This window comes from Lacunisphaera limnophila, from assembly GCF_001746835.1.
Classification (GTDB): domain Bacteria; phylum Verrucomicrobiota; class Verrucomicrobiia; order Opitutales; family Opitutaceae; genus Lacunisphaera; species Lacunisphaera limnophila.
In genome coordinates this window covers 1567181-1587713 of sequence record NZ_CP016094.1, presented here as the reverse complement: position 1 = coordinate 1587713, position 20533 = coordinate 1567181, and the positions used below count along the sequence as shown (strand labels likewise).

Sequence of the window (20533 nt, the reverse complement as noted above, 5' to 3'; positions counted from 1 at the left end):
AAAGGTCATGACGCGGCGCTGTCTGAACTGTAGGGCGGGGTCGCCGAACCCCGCCTTGACTTGTTCGGCCACCATTCGACCAAGGCGGGATTCGGCGATCCCGCCCTACAACCAGACCAAGTTTGGTGGAGACCTTTCATGCCTCAGTCTTGGTGAAACACTTCCTCCATGCGGGACCACCACTCGCCCGGCGCCCGGTCGGGATACGGATCCTGCATCGGCTCCATCAGGGCCCACCACTTTTGGGTTTCCGGATCGGCCGCCATCCGCTGCATGTCGGCGGCGAAATCATCGCCCCAATACTCAAAGTACGAGAAGAGCACCCCGTCCCGCAGATAGATCGAGTAGTTGCGGATGTGGCAGCGTGAGATGGTCGCCAGCACCCCCGGCCAGACTGCCGCATGGTGGTGCTTGTATTCCGCCAGCCGCTCCGGCCGCACGCGCAGCGTCATGCCATACCGGACCGGCTTCTGGGCGGAGGAGGAGATCGTGAAATCGGGCATGTTAAATCGAAAATCCAGCAAGTCAGATTGGCCGGAACGGACTGATCGGAGGGATTGAAATTTAAGATTCTGGATGCCCGATGGCTGATTTCACGATTTCTCCTTGGCTCACGTGCTCGCCTGGGTCGTGCACGCGCGGTCGAAGTGCACATATCCCCCGTCCACATAAAGGATCTGGCCGGTCGTGTGCGAGGCGCGGGGTGAGGCGGTGAAGACCACGGTGTGCGCGATCTCCTCGGCGGTGGTCATGCGGCGCTCGAGCGGGATGGTGGCCTTGATCGCGGCAAGCGAGGCGGCGGGATCGGGCCGCTTCTCCAACCAGCGGGCGTAGAGCGGGGTCATGACCTCCGCCGGCAGCACCGCGTTCACCCGGATGCCATGCTTCGCGAGATCGACGGCCCACTCGCGGGTAAGGCCGTTCATCGCGCCCTTGGCCGCAACATAGCCGCTCGTGCCGCCCTGCCCGGTGACGGCGCACTTCGAGCCGATGTTGATGATCGTGCCCCGGCTGGCGATGAGCGCGTCGAGCGCGGCCTGCACCAGCACGAAGCACTGGACAATGTTCTTCTCGAGGGAGGCGCGAAAGTCGGCGACCGGGCTCCGCAGGCCCACGCCATCATTGACGCCGGCGTTGTTCACCACGCAGTCGATGCGGCCATGCTGCTGCAGGACGGCCGCCACCGCGGTGCGCACCGCCGCCTCGTCGGTCATCTCGCAGGCATAGGCCTCGGCCCGGCCACCGCGGGCCCGGATCTCGGCCACGAGCGCGGCGGCCTCCGCCGGATTACGCCCCAGGATGCAGGGGATCGCCCCCTCGGCGGCGAAGCCGCGCGTGATGGCCTCGCCGATGCCCTTGGCACCGCCGGAGACCAGGACGACCTTGTGTTGAAGTTCCAGGTTCATGAGGAGGGGGATGTGGGGTAACGGGCCGGCACACCACCGGCCCATCCAGTCAGGATGACTAATCTGGGCAACACGGCTACTCTGGGCAAATGGAGATATCTGGCATTGGGATGGATATTCTTGCGGGAAACGCGCCGGGCCTTAGCACTGCCCCCATGGCCCTCCGCCCCGCCCCGCCCCGTCCCGGCGCCGTCCTGTCCACCCAGGTCTCGGGTTCGCGGTATTTCTTTCTGGAGCTGACGGACTCGGGCCGGGCCGGTGTGATCCCGGCCTACGGCGGCTTCGAGCAGTGCGACCCGGACTACCTGGTCCAGCGGAAGCAGTTTGAGTTCTGCGCGCTCGAGCTGGTCGTGGCCGGCGAGGGCACCACGCGGCTGAACGGCACCGAGCATGCCCTGCGCGCCGGCAGCCTCTTCCACTACGACGCCACCACGCGCCTGGAGATCCGCACCGACCCGGCCCGGCCGATGGCCAAGTATTTCCTCTGCCTCACCGGCAAGCGCGCTACGACGCGAGTGCGCGCCGCCGGCCTGCGCGCCGGAGGGACCGTCCACCTGGCGATGTTCCCCGAGGTACAGCGCGTGTGGGAGGATCTCATCCGCGAGGGCAGCCACCACCGGGCCACGGCCGGGCGGATCTGCGCGGCGCTGGTCGAGGTGCTGCTGCTCAAGGTCGAGGAACTGGCGGGCGTCGCCGGCCGGACCGGCGCCGCCGCCGAGGAGACCTTCCTCCGCTGCAAGGGAGCGATCGAGGGCCAGGCCGCCACCCTCGCCACCCTGGGCGACATCACCCGGGCCGTCGGCGTCGAGGCCTCGCACCTCTGCCGGCTCTTCCGCCGCTACCAGGGTCTCAGCCCCTACCAGTACCTGCTCCACCGCAAGATGGCCCTCGCCGCCGAGTACCTCATGGATCCCAACGCCCTGGTGAAGGAGGCCGCCGGTCACGTGGGCTTCGCCGACCCCTATCACTTCTCCCGCTGCTTCAAGAAGGTCCACCACGTCGCCCCCAAGGAATTCCAACGCTCCCTCAAGCACCTATGAAACATTCTCCGCGGATCACGCGGATGAACGCGGATAGTTCCAAACCCCGGTTTCCTCTGCCCTATTTCCACATCCGCGCCTATCCGCACTATCCGCGGTAAAAATCCTTCCCCCATGCTCACAATCACCCTCGACCAACCCGGCCAATTCAGCGCCGCCGACCGCCCCGAGCCGACCCCGTCACCCGGCACCGCCCTCGTGCGGGTGCACCGCCTCGGCGTCTGCGGCACCGACCTGCACGCCTTCGCGGGCAAACAGCCGTTCTTCACCTACCCGCGCGTGCTCGGCCACGAGCTGGGCGTCGAGGTGATCGACCCCGGTGACACCCCGCACGGCCTCCGCGCCGGGGACCGCTGCTCGGTCGAGCCGTATCTGAACTGCGGCACCTGCATCGCCTGCCGCCGCGGCAAGCCCAACTGCTGCGCCGCGCTCCAGGTCATGGGCGTGCACGTCGACGGCGGCATGCGTCCGCTCCTCCGTGTCCCTGCGCGCAAGCTCCACCCGTCCACCCGCCTCGACTACGAGCAGCTGGCCCTCGTCGAGACCCTCGGCATCGGCGCGCACGCCGTCGAGCGCGCTGCGCCTACCGCGGACGACTTCATCCTCGTCATCGGCGCAGGTCCGATCGGTCTCAGCGTGATCCAGTTCGCCAAGGTCACCGGTGCCACCCTCGCCGTGATGGATGTGAGCGACACCCGCCTCGACTTCTGCCGCCAACAACTCGGGGTGACCCACACGCTCAAGCCCGGCGCCACCGCCGTCGCGGACCTGAAAACCATCGGCGGCGGCGACCTACCGACCGTCGTGATCGACGCCACCGGCAATCCCGGCTCGATGATGGGCTGCTTCGACCTCCCGGCCCACGGCGGGCGCATCGTGTTCGTCGGCCTTTTTCAGGGCGACGTCACCTTCAACGACCCCAACTTTCACCGCCGCGAGCTCACGGTCATGGGCAGCCGCAACGCCCTGCCTGCCACCTTCCGCGAGGTCATCCGCCTCGTCGAGGAAGGGAAGGTAGACACCCGCCCGTGGATCACCCACCGCTTCAAGCTGGCCGAGACGCCGACCGTGTTCCCCCGCGACATCGCCGGCAACCCCGCCGTCCTCAAGGCGATGATCGAGGTCAGCTAGGCCGGACTTTATAGCGGTGTAGGAGCGTGGCTCGTCCGCGCCCTGATTGCGCCCCGGCCAAAATGACGGTTGCGAGTGGCGCGATTCTCCCGCACCTATTCATTTCCGCCGCACGTCTGGCGCTGCGCCCCGCCCATGAACCACCCCAAGCCCACCGTCCTGTTCATCGATGACGACCCGACGACCCGCAAGGTGTTCACCACCGGCTTGGCAATGGCTGGCATCCCCACCCATGTCGTCGGCTCGCCCGAGGAGGCGGCCAAGGTGCTCGAGGACAAGAAGGTCGATGTGATCGTCACCGACCTGATGATGCCCGGCTTCAACGGCGTGGACCTGATCCGCGCCGTGCGCGAGGCCGACTACACGAAACACATCCCCATCCTCGTTTTCACCTCCGGCGGCAACCTCGAGATGATCGAGCAGGCCGCCCTCGCCGGTGTCACAGAGATCGTGCAAAAGCACACCACCCCGCCCGCCAAGCTCATCGAGAAGATCCTAAAGGCCCACGCCGACACCTGGGAGAAGAAGTAAGGATCCCCGGCCAGATCAGGCCGTATCCTGGTGGGAGCGAGCTCGCTCGCGACTGCTTGGGATCGGGTGCAAGCACCCTCCCGCCACCTCCTCGCCCGTCTGTCCCCTCCCCCCGCAGCCCCCACTGCACCGGCTCCCCTAAGGCTTCGGCGTCGACCTCCGCTCCGTGCCGCGCTTGGCTCACCCCCATGACGTCTCCCACCCCCGCGATCCGCACCCTCCTTGCCGACCTGGACCGACCCGAGCATCAGGCCGCCGTGCTGGCCATGGTCGACGCCTACTCGCGCGACCCGATGGGCGACGGCGCCCCGCTCGCCCCCGATGTCAGCGCGCGCCTCATCCCCGGCCTGCGCGCCCACCCTACCACGCTCGTCTTCCTCGCCTACGAGGGCGACACCCCCGTTGGCGTGGCCGTTTGTTTCCTGGGTTTCTCGACCTTCGCCGCCAAGCCGCTGGTGAACCTGCATGACGTCTGCATCGTCCCGACCCACCGCTGCCGCGGCATCGGCCGCCGCCTGCTGGCCGCCGTCGAGGCCCACGCCCGTGAACTCGGCTGCTGCAAGCTGACCCTCGAGGTCCTGGACCAGAACCAGCACGCCCTGAAGACCTACACCGCCGCCGGTTTCAGGCGCTACTCCCTCCAACCCGGCGCCGGCGAAGCGATCTTCCTGACCAAGCCGCTCTGAGCCCGCGACTGACCGGAAATCTTGAAAACTGAGAATCGGGCATCGAAAAACTGAAAATTTCAGCATCCCGGGGTCTCCATTTCCACGATTTAGGATTTCAAGATTTTCAGTTTTCAAAATTCCTCTCCGAGCATGCCCGCCACTGATGCCTCCCTCCCACCTGCGCCCCGGCGCGAGATCGTCTGCGCGGATGCCATTGCCTGGATGAAGGCCCGCGGCCGGATCGACCGGGCCTGCGCCGTGACATCGGTGCCCGATGTGTCCGAGATCGGCCGCACCCTCCCCGTCTGGCGCGAGTGGTTCCTGGACGCCGTGCGCCTCGTGGTGGACGCCGTGCCCGACGACAGCGCGGCGCTGTTCTTCCAATCCGACATCAAGCGCGACGGTATCTGGATCGACAAGGGCGCGCTGGTCATCCGCGCCGCCGAGGACGCCGGCGCCCGCGTGCTCTTCCACAAGGTCGTCTGCCGCCGTCCGCCCGGCATGCTCACGCACGGCCGGCCCGGCTACACGCACCTCATCGCCGTCTCCCGGGCGATGGTGTGCCCCGACATCCTGCTGATCCCCGACGTCATTTCCGACGCCGGCCGCAGCCTCTGGATCCGCGCCATGGGCGTCCGCGCCGCCGCCCACGCCGTCCGTTTCGCCCGCGACCAGGTCGGCGCCCAACTCATTTTCGACCCCTTCTGTGGCGTCGGCACGGTCCCCGCCGTGGCCAACGCGCTCGGTCTCGACGCCCTCGGCGTCGAACTGTCCAAGAAACGCTGCGAACAATCCCGTGAGCAAACGGTGACAACCGCGGATCTCTGACGGATTCACCACGAAGTCACGAAGGGAACCGGAGAGGGTTAACCACGGATTGCACAGGTGGGCACGGATTAACCAAGGTAGGTTAGCCGCAAAGAGGCACAAAGATCGTTTTGCCTGGCAGCCGGACATAGCCCGCGCGCCTATAGGCGCCTTGAGAGCACCTTTCGCCGTCGGACCTTGCGCCTTTTTGCGGCAAAAAATCCGGGGCATTTCATCCGTGGAATCCGTGGCCAAAAGATCGGACACCTTCGTGTCCCGGTGTTCAACTGTACCGGTCCCCCAACTGAGGCGATGCCCATTCCCGCAGTTGCCCCGCCCGGGAAGACCTGAATAGTGCCCCCAATGCCACGCGTGCCTTCCGAACGCCTGATCCTGCTGGTCCTGGCGGCGATCCAGTTCACCCACATCATGGACTTCATGGTCATGATGCCGCTCGCGCCGCAGCTGATGCGCGAGCTCGACCTGGGCGCGGGACAGTTCAGCGCTTTGGTGGCCGCCTACTCCATCGCGGCGGGCGTTGTCGGCCTGTTGGGCGCCCCCTTCATCGACCGCTTTGACCGGCGCACGCTCCTGCTTTGGGTCTACGCCGGCTTCACCGTCGCAACTCTGCTCTGCGGCCTCGCGACCAACGCTCACACCCTCCTCCTCGCCCGGGCGATTGGCGGGGCCTTCGGCGGCATCTCCGGTTCCCTCTGTCTGGCGATCGTCAGCGACATCGTGCCCCCCGAGCGCCGGGCCGCCGGCATTGGCATCGTCATGACCGCGTTCGCCGTTGCCGCCGCGATCGGCGTGCCGGTCGGCCTGCAACTGGCCCAGCTCTGGGGCTGGCGGATGCCCTTCCTCGTCGTCGCCGCCGTCGGGGCGGCGGTGTGGGTTCTCGTCTACCGCGTGGTCCCGCCGGTGCACGGCCACGTGCAGGCCGGGGCCGACAAGGGCCGGGCCTTCCGCGAACTGATGCGCGACGCCAACGCCGGCCGCGCCCTCCTCTTCATGGGCGTGATGGTACTCGGCCACTTCAGCATCATCCCGCTCCTGTCCCCGCACCTCGTGGGCGACCTGGCCCTGCCGGAGCAATACCTCTTCCTGGTCTACATGATCGGCGGCGTCTTGAGTGTCTTCACGGCCCCGCGGGTCGGCCGGCTCGCGGACCGTCTCGGCCGCCAGCGCGTTTTCACCTTCATGGTGCTCATCGCCTCCCTCATCATCCTGGCCATCGCCAACGCCGGACCGCTGCCGGTCTGGGCCATCCTGATGCTGACGGGCCTGTTCTTCGTCTTCGCCAGCGGCCGCTTCGTGCCGGCGCAGGCCATCATGACGCTGGCCGTGCCGTCATCCCGGCGCGGCGCCTTCCTCAGTCTGAGCAGTTGCGCGCGCGACCTGGCGTCGGGCGTCAGCTCGTCGCTCGGCGGCTGGATCGTTGTGAAGCAGCCGAACGGCCACCTCCTGCACTTCAACTGGCTCGGCTGGATTGCCGTCGCCGCCGCCCTGCTCAGTATCCTCCTCGCCCGCCGCGTCCTCGTAAAAGACACCGGCGCCGTATCGCCCCTCACCCCGCCGCCGAAAGCCGCCTGAGCCATCGCGCCATCGGTGGTCAACCCTCCCCTGTCAAACCGGCCGGTCCTCGCCCCAGCGCGGCGCCATGCCCGGGCGACGGTTCCGCCACAGGAGCATGAGCAGGAAGCCGATCGCCGCGCCGCCGAGGTGGGCGTAGTGCGCCACGCCGGCGCCGAAGAGCGAAAAGCCCGTGACCCCCGACAGCAGGTCCAGGGCGAGCAGACCCGGCACAAAGAACTTCGCCGCCACCGGCACGGGCACAAAAATCTGGGCGAGCTTCGCGTTGGGGAAGAGACACCCGAACGCCACCAACAGGCCGTACACCGCCCCCGACGCGCCGACCATCCGGCCGTGGAACAGCAGGTAAAGCTCCTTGGCCACCGCCTGGCTGGCGGCATCCCCGGGCAGGATGCCCCGGCCCGTGGTCATCAGCGTGGCGACTTTCTCCGGCGACATCCCGGCCGCCACGAGCTGGGCGTACAGCCCGTTGTATTCATACCAATTAAAACCCGTCTGGATGAGCCCCGCACCCACGCCGCACAGGAAATAGAAGACCAGAAACCGGCCGGCGCCCCATTCCCGCTCCAGGACCGTGCCGAAGGAAACCAGCGCGAACATGTTGAAGAAAATGTGCCCCATGTCCGCATGCAGGAACATGTAGGTCACCGCCTGCCAGAGCTGGAAGTTCTCGTTGCCCGGAAACCAAAACGCGCCCGCGGCCACGATCTGCTCGCGCCACCCCGCGCCGAGCAGGCTCGCGCCAAACACCACGACATTGAGCACCAGCAGGACGGCGACCGCCCGGGACATGCGATTCATCGATCAAACCTTACAGCCGCCCGCCCGTTCGCAACCCTCCAAACCGACGGAAAATGCCGAGCCGTGTATCACGCAAAGTCGCCGAGGCGCAAAGTCGGACAAAGGCACCAAGAGCTTGAAATAGGATCCATTCCAAACGGCTTTGGGCACAACACCCAGAGACAATCGGAAGGATAGGGCCCCGGAAGCAAGGTCGCCCCCCTTGGCATATGCTTTGCTGATCGCCTGCCGGCTGCCGTCTGCCGTCTGCCGTCTGCCGTCTGCCGTCTGCCGTCTGCCGTCCGCCCTCCGCCCCTACTCACTACCCGCTACCCGCTCCTCGCTACTTTCCCAATCCCCCATGCGCCCCTCCCTCCTCGCCACGCTCCTCGCCGCCGCCTCCATCCTCCCCGCCCTCGCCGAACCCGTTGGGCCGGCCGCAGGGCTGATTTCGCACTACGGCATGGAGAAGATCCCGGGCGAGGGCGCCTGGTTCAAGGTCACGTACAACAGCACCGAACGCATCCCCGCCGCCGCCCTGCCGCCCCGTTACGGCGCGCCGCGCCTCGTGGGGACGTCGATCTACGCGCTCGTCACCCGCGAGGATTTCTCGGCCATGCACCGGCTGCTCACGGACGAAATCTGGCATTTCTACCAGGGCGACCCGATCGAGCTCCTCCTGCTCCACCCCGACGGCCGCAGCGAGGTGGTCACGCTCGGCTCCGACCCGCTCGCCGGGCAGCAGCCGCAATACACCGTCCTGGCCGGCACCTGGATGGGCGCGCGGCCCGTCAAGGCCACGCCCGCGGGCTACGCCTTCTTCGGCTGCACCATGGCGCCGGGCTTTGACTACGCCGACTACGAGCCGGGTTACCGGGACGACCTGCAGAAACAGTACCCCGCCGCGGCTACCCTCATCGACGAGCTGACGCGCGCGGAGTTCGTCACCAAGCCGGCTGCGCCCGCGCCCGCGGCGACGATGACGGCCAACCCCACTGTCTTCCTGCCCACGGCGGTGGCCCCGATCAGCGTCAGCCCCGGCGTCGAGCTGCGCGAGCTTGTCGGCCTCGTGGGCCACGCCAAGACTGGCCGCACCAGCGTCGCCCACTTCGCCCTCGCCCCCGGCAAGACGACGGGGATGAGCTACATGAAGACCGGCGAGGAATACTTTCTGGTGATCAAGGGCCGCGGCACGGTGGTCGTCGGCGACGTCACCTCCCCCGTCGAGCCCGGCTCGATCGTCTTCCTCGCCCCCGCGGTCCGCCACGCCATCACCGCCGCCCCCGACACCGCCCTGGAATTCTACGCCGTCAGCACCCTCGCCTTCTCCCCCGACGACTACGTCCCGGTCCCGTGAAGCTTGTAGGGCGGGGTCGCCTGCCCTGAGTCAAGTCGAACGGGCCGAACCCCGCCGGATCCCTGTAGGGGCGTTGCTTGTCGACGCCCGTTTGCCGAGCCCGGCCTCCGGACGCGTTGGCTCCCATCCCCCGAACCTTAGCCGCCAAAAACGCAAAAAGCGCAAAAGCCGGTCGCAGCCCTCCGCCCTCCGTCATCCGCCGTCCGCTCCCCACTCCTTCTTACATCTTACTTCATCCTTCTTCCTTCTTCCTTCTTCCTTCCCCGCCCCCCTCCCTTCCGCATGGACTCACCGGGCCGGTCGTATTCAATCACGGGATGCTGATCAACCACCGGCTCGTTCGCCTTGGCCTTTGTCTCTCCAGCCTGTTCGCCGCCAGCCGCCTGCCCGCGGCGGAGGACGCCAACCTCGCCTTCTTCCGCAACCTCGCCGAAACGCGCAGCTACACGCTGGGCCGCCCGGTGTCGTCCCGCCTCACCCCCGACGGCAGCGCCGTGCTCTTCCTGCGCAGCGGCGCGCGCGACCGCGTGCTCCACCTCTACGAGCTGGACCTCGCCACGGGCCAGGAGCGCGAGCTCATCACCCCGGCGCAGATCCTGGGTTCCGCCGAGGAAACGCTGAGCGCGGAGGAGAAGGCCCGGCGCGAACGCGCGCGCGTCACCGCCCGCGGCTTCACCCGCTTCGACCTGACCAAGGACGGCAGCCGCCTACTCGTGACCCTGTCCGGCAAACTCTACCTCGTGAACCGCGCCGACCTGCGCGTCACCGAACTGCCGGGCAAAAACTGGATCGACCCGCGCTTCTCGCCCGACGGCACCGCCGTGGCCGCCGTTCAGGACGGCGAGCTGCACGTGATCGACCTGGCCGGCCTGACGGAGCGCGCCCTGACCTCCGGCGCCACCGAGACCCTCACCCACGCCACCGCCGAATTCGTGGCCCAGGAGGAAATGGACCGCCGCGAGGGCTACTGGTGGTCGCCCGATTCCCAGTGGCTGGCCTATCAGCAGACCGACGAGTCCGGCGTCGAGACGCGCTACATCGCCGACCCGCTCCGCCCGGAGGTCGCCCCCACGAAATTCGCCTACCCCAAGGCCGGCTCCCCGAATGCCGTCGTCCGCCTGGGCGTCATCGCCCGCGCCGGCGGCGAAACCCGCTGGGTCCAGTGGGACGCGGCGAAGTACCCGTACCTCACCCGCATCGTCTGGAAGGAGGCGGGCGCCCCGCTGACCATCTTGGTGCAGGATCGCGCCCAGCAACACCAGGTGCTCCTCGCCGTCGATCCGGCCACCGGGCAGACCCGCGAACTCCTCCAGGAATCCGATCCCGCCTGGCTCAACCTCGACGACACCGCCCTGATGCCCCTCTGGCTGGAGGGCGGCCGGCAGTTCCTCTGGACCACGGAGTCCCGCGGCGACTGGCAGGTCGAGTTGCGCGACGCCGACGGCCGCCTGGTCCGCGAGTTGACGCCGCTTGGCTTTGGCTACCGCGGCGTCGTGAAGGTCGTCGAGGAAACCGGCGAGCTCTACGTGAAGGGCAGCGCCGACCCGCGCGAGACGCATGTCTGGAAAATCCCCCTCGCCGGCGGTCCGGGCACCGACCTGACACCGGCCCGCGGCAACCACAGCCTGCAACTCTCCGAGAACAACCGCGTCTTGCTGCATTTCTTCAACCTGCTCGACGGCAGTTCCGGCACCGCGGTGCTGGCAGCCGACGGCCGGAAACTGGGCGAACTCAAATCCGTCGCCGAGGATCCCCCGGTCTGGCCTCAGGTCGAGCTCACCCAGACAGTCGGCGGCCCCCGTTCCTATTACGCCGCGCTCGTCCGTCCCCGCAATTTCCAGCCGGGCCGGAAGTACCCGGTCCTCCTGTCCGTCTACGCGGGCCCGACGACCACGGTGGTGTCGTCCAGCCTGCGCTCCTACCTGAAGGACCAGTGGATGGCCGACCAGGGCTACATCGTCGTGAAGCTCGACGGTCGCGGCACCCCGCGGCGCGGACGCGACTGGGAGCGGGCCGTGCGGGGTAACCTGATCGACATCGCACTCAACGACCAGATCGAGGGCCTCCTCGCGCTCGGGGCCCAGTATCCCGAGCTGGATCTGCAGCGCGTCGGCGTCACCGGCTGGTCCTTCGGCGGTTACTTCAGCGCGATGGCCACCCTCCGCCGCCCCGATATCTTCAAGGCCGGCGTCGCCGGCGCGCCGGTCATCACGTGGGAGAACTACGACACCCACTACACCGAACGCTACCTCGGCCTGCCTCAGGAGAACCCCGGCGCCTATCAGGTGAGCAGCGCCCTGACCTATGTGGACCAGCTCGAGCGCCCGCTCCTGCTCGTCCACGGCCTGACCGACGACAACGTGTACTTCCAGCACACCCTGCAGCTGGCCGACGCCCTGTTCATGGCCGGCAAGCCCTTTGAGATTCTCCCCATGACAGGAACCCACATGGCCGGCGCCGAGAACCCGCTGATCAGCTACCGCGAAGAACTCCTCGTCATCAATTTCTTCAACCAACACCTGAAGTCCCCGGAGTGACCCCCTGCGGGCCCCGCCTCAAGGTGGAACCCGCGCTCCGCGCGGGTTTGCCTCGAACTGTAGGGCGGGGTCGCCGAACCCCGCCTGTTCCCCGCAAGGGCGTCGCAGCCCTCCGCTCGCCGCACCCTTCCCGCCCCTTCAGGTCTCAGGTTTCAGGTCTCAGGTCTCTCCCTTGCGCGACCTCAGTCGCGCAGTATCTTCCCCATCACCTTCCCCTTCGCCAGTTCGTCGACCATTTTGTCGAGATACCGGATTTCCCGCATGAGCGGTTCCTTGATCTCCTCGACGCGCACGCCGCAGATGAGGCCGGTGACGAGCTTCCGCTTTGGGTTCTTCTTCGGCGCTTGCGCGAAGAAGGTTTCGAAGTCGATCTGCGCCTTCAGCACTTTCTCCAGGCCCTTAGCCGTGTAGCCGGTCAGCCAGCGGATGATCTCGTCCACCTCCGCCTGGGTCCGCCCCTTCCGCTCGGCCTTGGCGACGAGGAACGGATAGACCTTGGCAAAAGGCATAGTGTAGATGCGGTGCTTGGTGGGCGTGGATTTCGGCATGGCCGAAGGATTAACCACGAAGACACGAAGGCACAGAGCAAAAAACCCGGAGGATTTAGCCACCGATGGCACGGATGAACACGGATGCGGCCCAAGGCCGGCCCCGGGCATTGATCCGTGGCCATCGGTGTTATCCGTGGCCAAAATTGCCTTGGTCTGATCCAGACCCCATCAGGGCTTCCTTCCTGTTTCAGCCTTCTGCTTTCTCTTCCACCTGTCACCATGCCCCCATGAGTATTCCACGCTCTGGCAGGATTTTCACGCCCCTTGTCCTTTTGCTGGCCTGCTTCGCGGGCCCGACGGCCGCGCAGGCCCACGAGAAGTGGTTTGTGTCGGGCGAGGTCCCCGCGCTGGCCGCCGGTGGCTTTTTCTCGACCTTCTGCCTGACGGCCGTCGCCGCGGCCCTCGCCCTCACGGCCGTCGCCGAGTTTTTCTGGCGGCGGCGCGGGGAGCGCGACCTGATCCCCGGACCCGAGCGCCTGGGGGCCACGGATGAGGGGATGGCCCGGTTCTACGGATGGGTGCCCGTGGTGATTGGCATCCATTTCGCGGTGCCGCTCCTCGTGCTCGGCGTGCAGGGCCGGCTGTTCTCGCCGAACAATGTGCCCGCCGCACCCTGGAACTACCTCCTGGGGACCTGGCAGATCGCCATCGCGCTGAGCTTCCTCTACGGCGGCATGACGCGGGTCTTCGCGGCCTCGCTGGCGGTGTTGTGGGTCGTCGCCGGCTTTGTCGTGGGCTGGGAAACCACCTTCGAGAATCTCCATTACCTCGGCGCCGCGGTCTTCTTTTTCTGCAAGGGTCGCGGACCGCACTCGATCGACCAGCTGTTGTTCCCCCGGCTGGCCCCGTCACCCGCGCTGGCGAAGCACGGGCTGAAGTTGCTGCGCATTTCCATGGGGGTGGGCTTTGTCTTCGTCGCATTCACCGAGAAACTGGCCAACCCCGCGCTGGCGCTCACCTTCCTGGAGCAATTCCCGCTGAACTTCACCGGGGCCGTCGGCTTCCCCCTGTCCAACGCGGCCTTCATCTGGTTTGCCGGGACCACCGAGCTGCTCATCGGCCTGTTCCTGGCCTTCGGCATCTTCCCGCGCGTGATCATCATCGCGGCCTGGGGCATCATCAACCTGACGCTCACGCTCTTCAGCTGGGTGGAGCTCGTCGGCCACCTGCCGATCTACGGCATCATGGCCGTCCTACTGGTCTGGGCCCCGTCCGAAAAAACCAGCCGCCTCATGCGCCGCGGCATCCTCGGCCGCGACGCGGAGACCTGAGGAATCTCCCGAAGGGATAGAAGGCAACGAGGGGGCAGGCGAAAGCACCAACCAAGGTGGCTTCGCCACCTTCGACTCCTCCGCGAGACGTAGTTGGGCCTGATGCTTCGCTACGGATAAAACAGTGGCCACGGATGACTGAGGACCGTGGCGAGTTTTCGCATAAGTGTATCAAAATCGAAAGCACCAACGCATTGGTCCAATCAACGAAGGCAAACATAGTGTCAGACTACTTGGAAGCACCTTCAACTCGAGCGAAGTGCTCATCGAGATGCTTGAGCAAACTCCCCATCATGCGATGCTGAAAGGTGAGCAGATACATGAGCGCAAAATCTGGGTCTTTTTGAAAGATTGGGAGGAGTCGGTCGACGTCTTGGAGAAACGCAAATTCTGCGAGTTCGCGCCAGCTGTGTTCATTGAACTGCTGGGAATGCTCGGTGGCGTTATCGGCAGACCATTGGAGAACGTCGAGTGGATCCTCTGTGCGAAGTATGGACATCCGCACGTGTGTGATGTCCACCCATATTGCATTGAGCTCCGCACGCATCTGTCGGCGGGCGCAGAGAATGATGAGCGCTAGCAAGCTATGGGACTCGACGGCTTTTTTTACCTCGCTGTCCGAGGTCTCTGAAAGCAACTCCGTGAGGCAGTCATCGGGTGAAGTATAGCCATCCGGCAACGGATCTGGGCTGCCCTCTTGATTTTTCCTGGCGACAAGCGTGATGATTCGCAACAAGAGCACTTTGGCAATGTCGTGTGCACCGTGCTTTTCGAGAAACCAAATCAGCATCAGGTGCTGTGAAAGCGCACCTTCGCCCCAAAAGAGCAGGCGATCTTCAGCAATAAACTGCGTAAGACGTGCTAGGTAGATATCTGGTGCTCGAGTTTCGGTTGATTGCGACATCAGTTCAACACAGACGGCAGCTGCCATGGCTGTGACGTTGCGAACGCGGGTGTAGTCGTCGAATTCCATGCCGTGAGACCGAAATTTGTTTTCGTTCTTCGCTTCATTGTGGAGGGCGACGAGGGCCGCCTTGGCGGCATCTCGAGCGAGCCTGTAAGGCTCATGCCAGGTTCCTTCTGAAGTATTGGACTTGGCGCCGGCCCAGGCGATTGAAGCGGCGGTGAGCGTCCAACCCCGAAAGACGCTCCAGTGATCCATGTTCTCTTGGAATGGACCAAGGAGGTAGCTTGTGAAGAGATTGGCGGCGGCGGCTTGGCGCCCCAGGTTTCTGCCAGTCTTCTCCGCGAAGAGGCGCATTAGGAGGTCCGAGAATGCGTCAGGGTCGAAATCACCTTTCCCTTCCACTAGGTAAAGCGAACGGAGAGTGCGGGCGGCAGGCAGCGCAACGGGCCAGAAGTCGGCCGAGAGTTTAAGGAGATCGGCAAGCAGGGCACGACCGTTGATGAGTTCAAGTGCCGGAAGGTTGCGGACGCGCCAGCTTTCGTTGAGCTCCTTGATAAGCGAGACAGCAGGTTCTTTAAATTCTCCAGTGGTAACCAAAACAGGCTGGTATTCGAAGTCGCGGGGCAGGCCTGGAAAGATTGGGCGGGTTTCGACGAGCATGTTTAGCTGCTCGCGGTGCTTGGTGACATCGGCCTGGGAAAAATTGCCGCTTTTGAGTTGGTAACCCCAAAGCTTTGAGCGGTCGGGCGTGCTGGCGATCACATCCTTTCCGTGCTCAGTGGGGCTGTGCCCAGCGCGTAGGACGTGCAGGCCCTGCGAGAGCAAGACCTGACAGAACGCGACGTCGTAACCGCGTTCGTGAATTCTAATCAACCAGTCTTCTACGAGCCTCTCTCTCATCGTATTCTTTGCGTTTCTTGTCTATAAGCGCCTGCCATTTGGCGCGGGACACAGGATCCTGTAGCGACTGCTCCATTATTTCTCGCAGACGTCCAAGCACTTCAGCGCTACTGGTGATTTGCGGCCACTGCGGCCGGCCTTCCTTAAAGCGGACGAACATTTTGTCCCAGACACCGAGGATGTCGTCAATTGTCACGTCCGGACCGAAGTTGAATGGCTGGAAGGTCGTGCTTGGCTGCTCCATCACCTTAAAAAGGTATTTCGCCTGCTCATCACCCATTTTTTTACCGAGCGCCTCAGCCGAATTATAGAACTCTTCGACGGTCTCTCCACGTCCAACATTTGCTTTGAGGGTGGTCGCTACGGACGCGGGAACATAGTTCATTTCAGAGCCATCAACGTAGGCGCGGCGTCCCTCCTTCTGAACCCGGATGGCGATTCCCGCCAAGAAAGGATCACTGCGCATTCCTGCCATCATGGCTGCCATCCAAAGTTCGTCGGCGCGCTTTTTTGCCCTGGGAAATTCGGGGAGCATGGATGAAGAGAGTTATATAGTCTGGCTACTTTTTTGCCCCGATTTTAGGCAATTTGCGAGCCGTGAACAAGGCAGTCTACTCACCCCTAAGTTTTCCGGCGCCTCCGAAGCGGCTGAAGAATGCACGGTCACGCGGCGGGTGGTGTATCCGCCGGCCAGGTAATTTCGAAAATCCCCGCCAGGGTGGTCCGCCAAGCTACAGGGATATCGCTCACTTGGTTCCATGCGCTCGTCTTCATGAATGCATGGTAAGGCTTGTCCGCGGAAGGCGGCGTGTAACCCAGTGTATTTTCAAGATTTGGGGTTAGGACGAACAAGCGACTTGGCTTGTTCAACGCAGCGGCGATGGGTGCGTTAAATACTTCCGCCCCGGGTGTGCCCTGGTCCCCGTCATGCATAACAGATACGTCTAGGTTCAAAGCGTGGAGATATTTCACTAGAGAGATAATCGAAGCCTTGCCGCGTGCCTTCACGATCTGGAAACGCGACTGGATGATTTTCCGCTGGCCTTCGGGAAGCAAGCGGAGCGTTTGTCGGATGGCAGCCACCTCCGAATCGCCCTCCACCACCAACACCCTCTCGGCAAAGAAAACGCGGGCCAGCTCATCATCGAAAGTCTGAATGAGTTTAACGCGGACCTTGTCTTCGGGCTGCAGCTTACCCAATTCCGAAGAGACGCCATAGTTCCATGCCTCCGCTCGATCATTTTCGCCGATACTCATGCGGGTAATACTCTGCGCGTCCTGCCTCAGATCGATCATCCATGGGGAATGCGTTGTGCAGACGATTTGATCCGAACGTCCCAATGCATAGATGGTGTCGCGCAACATATTGGCCGCCGAGGGATGGAGAAAAAGTTCGGGCTCCTCGAATGCGACAACCACCGGCCGAGTTTGAATTTCCTTTTGTAACTTTAGGGCAGCGTGGTGCCGGAGCATGGCAAACGCGCAGGTGCGCACCAAGCCCGTGCCTTGGCGCGAGACGGGCGTCCGGATATTGGAGAAAACCTTGACGTCATACTTGGGCTTGAGGATCTCCAGCACGCCTTGGAGTGATGGCGTGATAGCGATGCCACATTTCGGAAAAACGTCCTCGATAATTTTGTTCACCGCCTTAACCAAACCTCCGAGTAGCGAATGCTCCGCCCCTGGATCCATTTGTCCCTGAAGTAATGTCAGCTTCTCCTGGATTTCATGGGTCGTTGCATTGCCCGTCAGCAAATCCTCGAAGAGCAGACTAAGGCACTCACCCAGCACATATTGTTTCTCACCGGACTCGATTTCCTTAGAGTCGGTTAAGGCCGGGATGTGGATCAATCGCGGGAGGCGAGAAATAACATTCTGCGCGATACCACCTGGATTTTCGACCCAGACAGGTTCCGCCGCCGTATCGAAAGTCATCACTTCAGGCAGTGACTTGAACCAATCCTTACCGAGCTTATCAGCGGGCACCTCCAGATCGAGGACTTCCTTGATCACTTCGGCGGTGATACCGGCGGCAATGAGTTCACCCACGGTCTTTACCTTGAATTCAGGCTTCAGGCTCGACGGTTGCTCACGGCATTGGATCTGCGCCTTGCCCGATTCGATGGTAAGCTTTTTACGGTAAACAAATTGATTGTTAATCACCCGTCCGCGGAATCCGCGGGCGGCTGCAACTTCCGCGGTGATTGGTCCAAAATAGCCGGTGATCACGGTTTCCGGCGCGCGTGTGCCATCGGATTTTTCGCGGATATCCGCCTGCGTGAGTTTGTCGCGTTCGAGGGACAGTAAAGCCTCGAGCGCAGCGATCACAGTGCTTTTCGCGCAGTTATTGGGGCCTATAACAAACGTAGCCGGATTCAAATGAATCACGGCCTTTTCAATTCGTCGGAAATTTTCAATCTCTAGCTTTTCGATTCTCATGGGCCAACGTGCGGTAGAGGTAATTACAGTGTGCAGCCACTGCGAAGGCCCGGCCCGAGGCTTCTGGTGGCGGCCCCCAATATTTGAGTGCCACTACCACTCAAAGCTCGCGGACGGTTTGAGGCGACGCAAAATTAGGATCAATGGAGCGATTGGGCTAGAAACGGACGTTCCGAGGATGTCAGACCGACCCATGGACGCTTCGAAAGATCGTCAGTTCTTGACTCTTGACTGGTCTGGCTGGGTTTGAAGCCGATCGAGGGCGGCCTTGATCTCCTTGAGGTAGTTCGGATGCCACAGCTCGTGTTCGGCGCTGGCGACGTCGGTGTAGGTGTGCTGGCGGTAGAAGTCGCGGATGGCGGTGGCGCGGCGGTGCATTTGGGCGTCTTCGAGGGCGCCGACCAGGATGTCGGCAGGGGTGGCGGGGTTGCCGGCTTTGTAGGAGATCATCCAGCGCTCGGGTTCGTCGTCGTCCTCTAGGAAGAAGGGCGAGATCGAGCCGAGGATCAGGTGCCGGGCCCGCAACGCCCCCAGGTGGGCGTAGAGGGCGCCGAGGGAGAAGCCGAACACGACCTTGCCCACCGTCTGGGCGTCAACCCCGGGGAAGATCTCCGTCGAGCCAAAGGGCGGACGATGCCCGGGCAGGTTCAGCCGCACGAACTCCGTCTCCCACCCGCAGGATTTCTGCACGAAATCCACGAAGGGCTGGAACCGGCGCTCAGCGCCCGCCATCGGGGGAACGATCGTTAGGAGGGGCATGGGAATGGGAGGAGTAGCGAGGAGCGGGTAGCGGGTAGTGAGTAGGGGAAGAGCAGACCAAGGAGGTCGGAGCAGGAGGTTGGCGCGAAGGGCGCAGAGGTCAAACGGGGGTAAGGAAAGTAGCGGGTAGTGGGTAGCGGGTAGCGAGCAGAGGACAAGGCACACCGGGACTGCAAAGCGTCCCCTTTTGCGCCTTTTGCGTTCTTGGCGGCCAACCTCCGGTGATCGAGATCCGGCCCGCAGGGGGAATCCGCCCTTCGTGTCTATTCGTGTCCTTCGTGGTTAAACAATCCGGACTCAGGCCGGCCCGATCTCCGGCTTTCCTCGCGCGCCATGCCAGAACCGGGCGATCACCACCCGGTGCTGCGCGGCGTCCACCCGATACACGATCCGGATGGAGCGGACTATCCGTTCCCGGATTTCAGGGACCTTGAACTCGGGCACCATGCGTCCGGTCTCCGGCTTCAGACCGATGGCTTCGGCCTCCGTCAGGAGCAAAGCGCCAAACCGGGCGGCCGCCGGAGGATTGTCGGTCGCGATGTAACGGACGATCTCTTCCAGGTCACGCAGCGCGCGCGCCGAGATGACTACTTTGCGGTCCATTCATCGAGTTTGGCCCTGGCTTCTTCCACCGTGAACCCACCTTCCTTGTCGAAGGAGTCCAATCCCTCCCGCACGCCGGCCACAAACTCGATCTCCCGGACAATGTCCCGGAGCGAAACCTCGTCCGGTAACCGGCGGACAAGATCAATCACGAGTTCCTTGCTGCTCATGGGGGAAGGCTAGCCAGCTCCTGGGTCGTGGCAAGGCCCGGGTTGGATCCGGCAGACCAAGGCCCGGCCCGCCGGGACCAGCCGTCGCCAGGCCTCTGGCCCGCAGGGACGCGGGCCCTCCAAGGGAATTTCCCTTCGTGCCCCTTCGCGTCCTTCGTGGTTAAACCGTCTGGATCCTTTTGCGCCTTTTGCGTTTTTGGCGGCCAATCAGCCGGGATTCGGCGATCCCGCCCTAAAACCGGTCCGGGCTTGGGTCTTGAGGTCGTCGGAAATCCGGGCGGACTCTCCCCAACCGCCGCCCTCCCCCACCCACCCATGAGCAAACCGTCCCCCAAGACTACCAAGCCCGAGCTGCCGATCCTCGCCTTTGCCTCGCCGGCGGCCTTCCGGCGCTGGCTCAAGGCCAACCACGGCACCCACCCGGGGATCTGGCTCCAAATCGCCAAGAAGGACAGCGGGATCGCCAGCGTCACCTACGCCGAGGCCCTCGACGAGGCGCTCTGCTACGGCTGGATCGACGGCCAGAAGCAAAGCCACGACCAGCAGACCTTCCTCCAGAAATTCACCCGGCGCGGGCCGCGCAGCACCTGGTCCAAGATCAACGTCGGCCACGTGGCCCGCCTGACCCAGGCGGGCCGCATGCAGCCGGCCGGCCAGGCCATGGTCGACGCGGCCCAGGCCGACGGACGATGGACGCAGGCCTACGCGTCCTCCCGCGCCGCCGAGATGCCGGCGGACTTCCTCGCCCAACTCGCCCCCCACGCCCGGGCCAAGGCCTTCTTCGAATCCCTCAACGCCGCCAACCGCTACGCCATCTACTACCGCCAAGAAACCCGAGACCCGCGCCCGCCGCCTCGAACTGATCCTCGGCATGATGAAACGCGGGGAGAAGTTCCACTGAGCCGGGGCGTGTAGGAGCCACCGCACTGACTCTTTTGCGTCTTCTGCGTTTATTGCGGCCAAGCAGTCGGGATTCGGCGATCCCGCCCTACAGCCCGGCCCAGCGGGAGCAGGGCCCTCCAGGGGAATCTAACCTTCGTGTCCTTCGTGCCTTCGTGGTTAAACCGTCTTTTCAAAACCAAC

The 20533-nt window shown here is 64.2% G+C and carries 20 protein-coding genes; 10 read left to right on the top strand and 10 right to left on the bottom strand.

Features of this window, described 5'->3' with window-relative positions; genetic code table 11:
* Positions 1-143 precede the first annotated feature (143 nt).
* Both Verru16B_RS06630 and Verru16B_RS06625 read right to left on the bottom strand, forming a co-directional pair.
* Positions 144-503 carry an L-rhamnose mutarotase gene (locus tag Verru16B_RS06630; protein ID WP_069961545.1) on the bottom strand — a complete coding sequence of 120 codons (360 nt, stop codon included), beginning with the start codon at positions 501-503 and terminating at the stop codon, positions 144-146.
* A gap of 108 nt (positions 504-611) precedes the next feature.
* Positions 612-1406, bottom strand: coding sequence for an SDR family oxidoreductase (locus Verru16B_RS06625; protein ID WP_069961544.1), 795 nt, complete (start codon positions 1404-1406; stop codon positions 612-614).
* A gap of 155 nt (positions 1407-1561) precedes the next feature.
* Between Verru16B_RS06625 and Verru16B_RS06620 the strand changes: the two genes are divergently transcribed.
* The 6 genes from Verru16B_RS06620 to Verru16B_RS06595 all read left to right on the top strand — a co-directional run bounded on the left by Verru16B_RS06620 (position 1562) and on the right by Verru16B_RS06595 (position 7176).
* On the top strand, positions 1562-2446 hold the full coding sequence (locus Verru16B_RS06620) for a helix-turn-helix transcriptional regulator (RefSeq protein ID WP_069961543.1): 885 nt from the start codon (positions 1562-1564) through the stop codon (positions 2444-2446).
* A 114-nt stretch (positions 2447-2560) separates the two neighbouring features.
* Positions 2561-3577 (top strand): zinc-binding alcohol dehydrogenase family protein, encoded by a 1017-nt coding sequence (locus Verru16B_RS06615; RefSeq protein ID WP_069961542.1) that lies wholly within the window; start codon positions 2561-2563, stop codon positions 3575-3577.
* A 135-nt stretch (positions 3578-3712) separates the two neighbouring features.
* A complete protein-coding gene (locus Verru16B_RS06610; protein ID WP_069961541.1) occupies positions 3713-4108 on the top strand; it encodes a response regulator in 396 nt (131 codons plus the stop codon).
* Between the two features lie 188 nt (positions 4109-4296).
* Complete coding sequence (locus tag Verru16B_RS06605; RefSeq protein ID WP_069961540.1) at positions 4297-4794, top strand: GNAT family N-acetyltransferase; 498 nt, start codon at positions 4297-4299, stop codon at positions 4792-4794.
* Positions 4795-4926: 132 nt separating this feature from the next.
* A complete protein-coding gene (locus Verru16B_RS06600; protein ID WP_069961539.1) occupies positions 4927-5604 on the top strand; it encodes a DNA methyltransferase in 678 nt (225 codons plus the stop codon).
* Between the two features lie 351 nt (positions 5605-5955).
* Positions 5956-7176 carry an MFS transporter gene (locus Verru16B_RS06595; RefSeq protein ID WP_157772287.1) on the top strand — a complete coding sequence of 407 codons (1221 nt, stop codon included), beginning with the start codon at positions 5956-5958 and terminating at the stop codon, positions 7174-7176.
* A 33-nt stretch (positions 7177-7209) separates the two neighbouring features.
* On the opposite strand, the gene Verru16B_RS06590 is transcribed toward Verru16B_RS06595, so the two are convergent.
* Positions 7210-7977: a rhomboid family intramembrane serine protease gene (locus Verru16B_RS06590; protein WP_069961537.1), complete on the bottom strand. Its 768-nt coding sequence runs from the start codon at positions 7975-7977 to the stop codon at positions 7210-7212.
* A gap of 340 nt (positions 7978-8317) precedes the next feature.
* Here Verru16B_RS06590 and Verru16B_RS06585 point away from each other — a divergent pair, with 340 nt between their 5' ends.
* Both Verru16B_RS06585 and Verru16B_RS06580 read left to right on the top strand, forming a co-directional pair.
* Positions 8318-9313, top strand: coding sequence for a cupin domain-containing protein (locus tag Verru16B_RS06585; RefSeq protein WP_069961536.1), 996 nt, complete (start codon positions 8318-8320; stop codon positions 9311-9313).
* Positions 9314-9630: 317 nt separating this feature from the next.
* On the top strand, positions 9631-11850 hold the full coding sequence (locus Verru16B_RS06580; RefSeq protein ID WP_069961535.1) for a S9 family peptidase: 2220 nt from the start codon (positions 9631-9633) through the stop codon (positions 11848-11850).
* Between the two features lie 182 nt (positions 11851-12032).
* Here Verru16B_RS06580 and Verru16B_RS06575 read toward each other — a convergent pair whose 3' ends face one another.
* Complete coding sequence (locus Verru16B_RS06575) at positions 12033-12398, bottom strand: DUF2200 domain-containing protein (RefSeq protein WP_069961534.1); 366 nt, start codon at positions 12396-12398, stop codon at positions 12033-12035.
* Between the two features lie 230 nt (positions 12399-12628).
* Here Verru16B_RS06575 and Verru16B_RS06570 point away from each other — a divergent pair, with 230 nt between their 5' ends.
* The gene (locus tag Verru16B_RS06570) at positions 12629-13672 is read left to right on the top strand and encodes a hypothetical protein (protein WP_069961533.1); all 1044 of its coding nucleotides are present in this window, start codon (positions 12629-12631) and stop codon (positions 13670-13672) included.
* Between the two features lie 229 nt (positions 13673-13901).
* Here Verru16B_RS06570 and Verru16B_RS06565 read toward each other — a convergent pair whose 3' ends face one another.
* The 6 genes from Verru16B_RS06565 to Verru16B_RS06540 form a co-directional block, all read right to left on the bottom strand.
* Positions 13902-15341 (bottom strand): hypothetical protein, encoded by a 1440-nt coding sequence (locus tag Verru16B_RS06565; protein WP_157772285.1) that lies wholly within the window; start codon positions 15339-15341, stop codon positions 13902-13904.
* Between the two features lie 103 nt (positions 15342-15444).
* Positions 15445-16014 (bottom strand): hypothetical protein, encoded by a 570-nt coding sequence (locus Verru16B_RS06560; RefSeq protein WP_069961531.1) that lies wholly within the window; start codon positions 16012-16014, stop codon positions 15445-15447.
* Positions 16015-16142: 128 nt separating this feature from the next.
* Entirely contained in the window at positions 16143-17918 is a 1776-nt protein-coding gene (locus tag Verru16B_RS06555; RefSeq protein WP_069961530.1) for an ATP-dependent nuclease, read from the bottom strand.
* A 213-nt stretch (positions 17919-18131) separates the two neighbouring features.
* Positions 18132-18677, bottom strand: coding sequence for a hypothetical protein (locus tag Verru16B_RS06550; protein ID WP_157772283.1), 546 nt, complete (start codon positions 18675-18677; stop codon positions 18132-18134).
* A gap of 297 nt (positions 18678-18974) precedes the next feature.
* Positions 18975-19280, bottom strand: coding sequence for a type II toxin-antitoxin system RelE/ParE family toxin (locus Verru16B_RS06545; protein WP_069961528.1), 306 nt, complete (start codon positions 19278-19280; stop codon positions 18975-18977).
* Positions 19265-19450 (bottom strand): hypothetical protein, encoded by a 186-nt coding sequence (locus tag Verru16B_RS06540; RefSeq protein ID WP_069961527.1) that lies wholly within the window; start codon positions 19448-19450, stop codon positions 19265-19267. Before Verru16B_RS06540 ends, Verru16B_RS06545 begins: the two co-directional genes overlap by 16 nt.
* 315 nt (positions 19451-19765) lie before the next feature.
* Here Verru16B_RS06540 and Verru16B_RS06535 point away from each other — a divergent pair, with 315 nt between their 5' ends.
* Positions 19766-20365: a YdeI/OmpD-associated family protein gene (locus Verru16B_RS06535; RefSeq protein WP_218918816.1), complete on the top strand. Its 600-nt coding sequence runs from the start codon at positions 19766-19768 to the stop codon at positions 20363-20365.
* Positions 20366-20533: the final 168 nt, after the last annotated feature.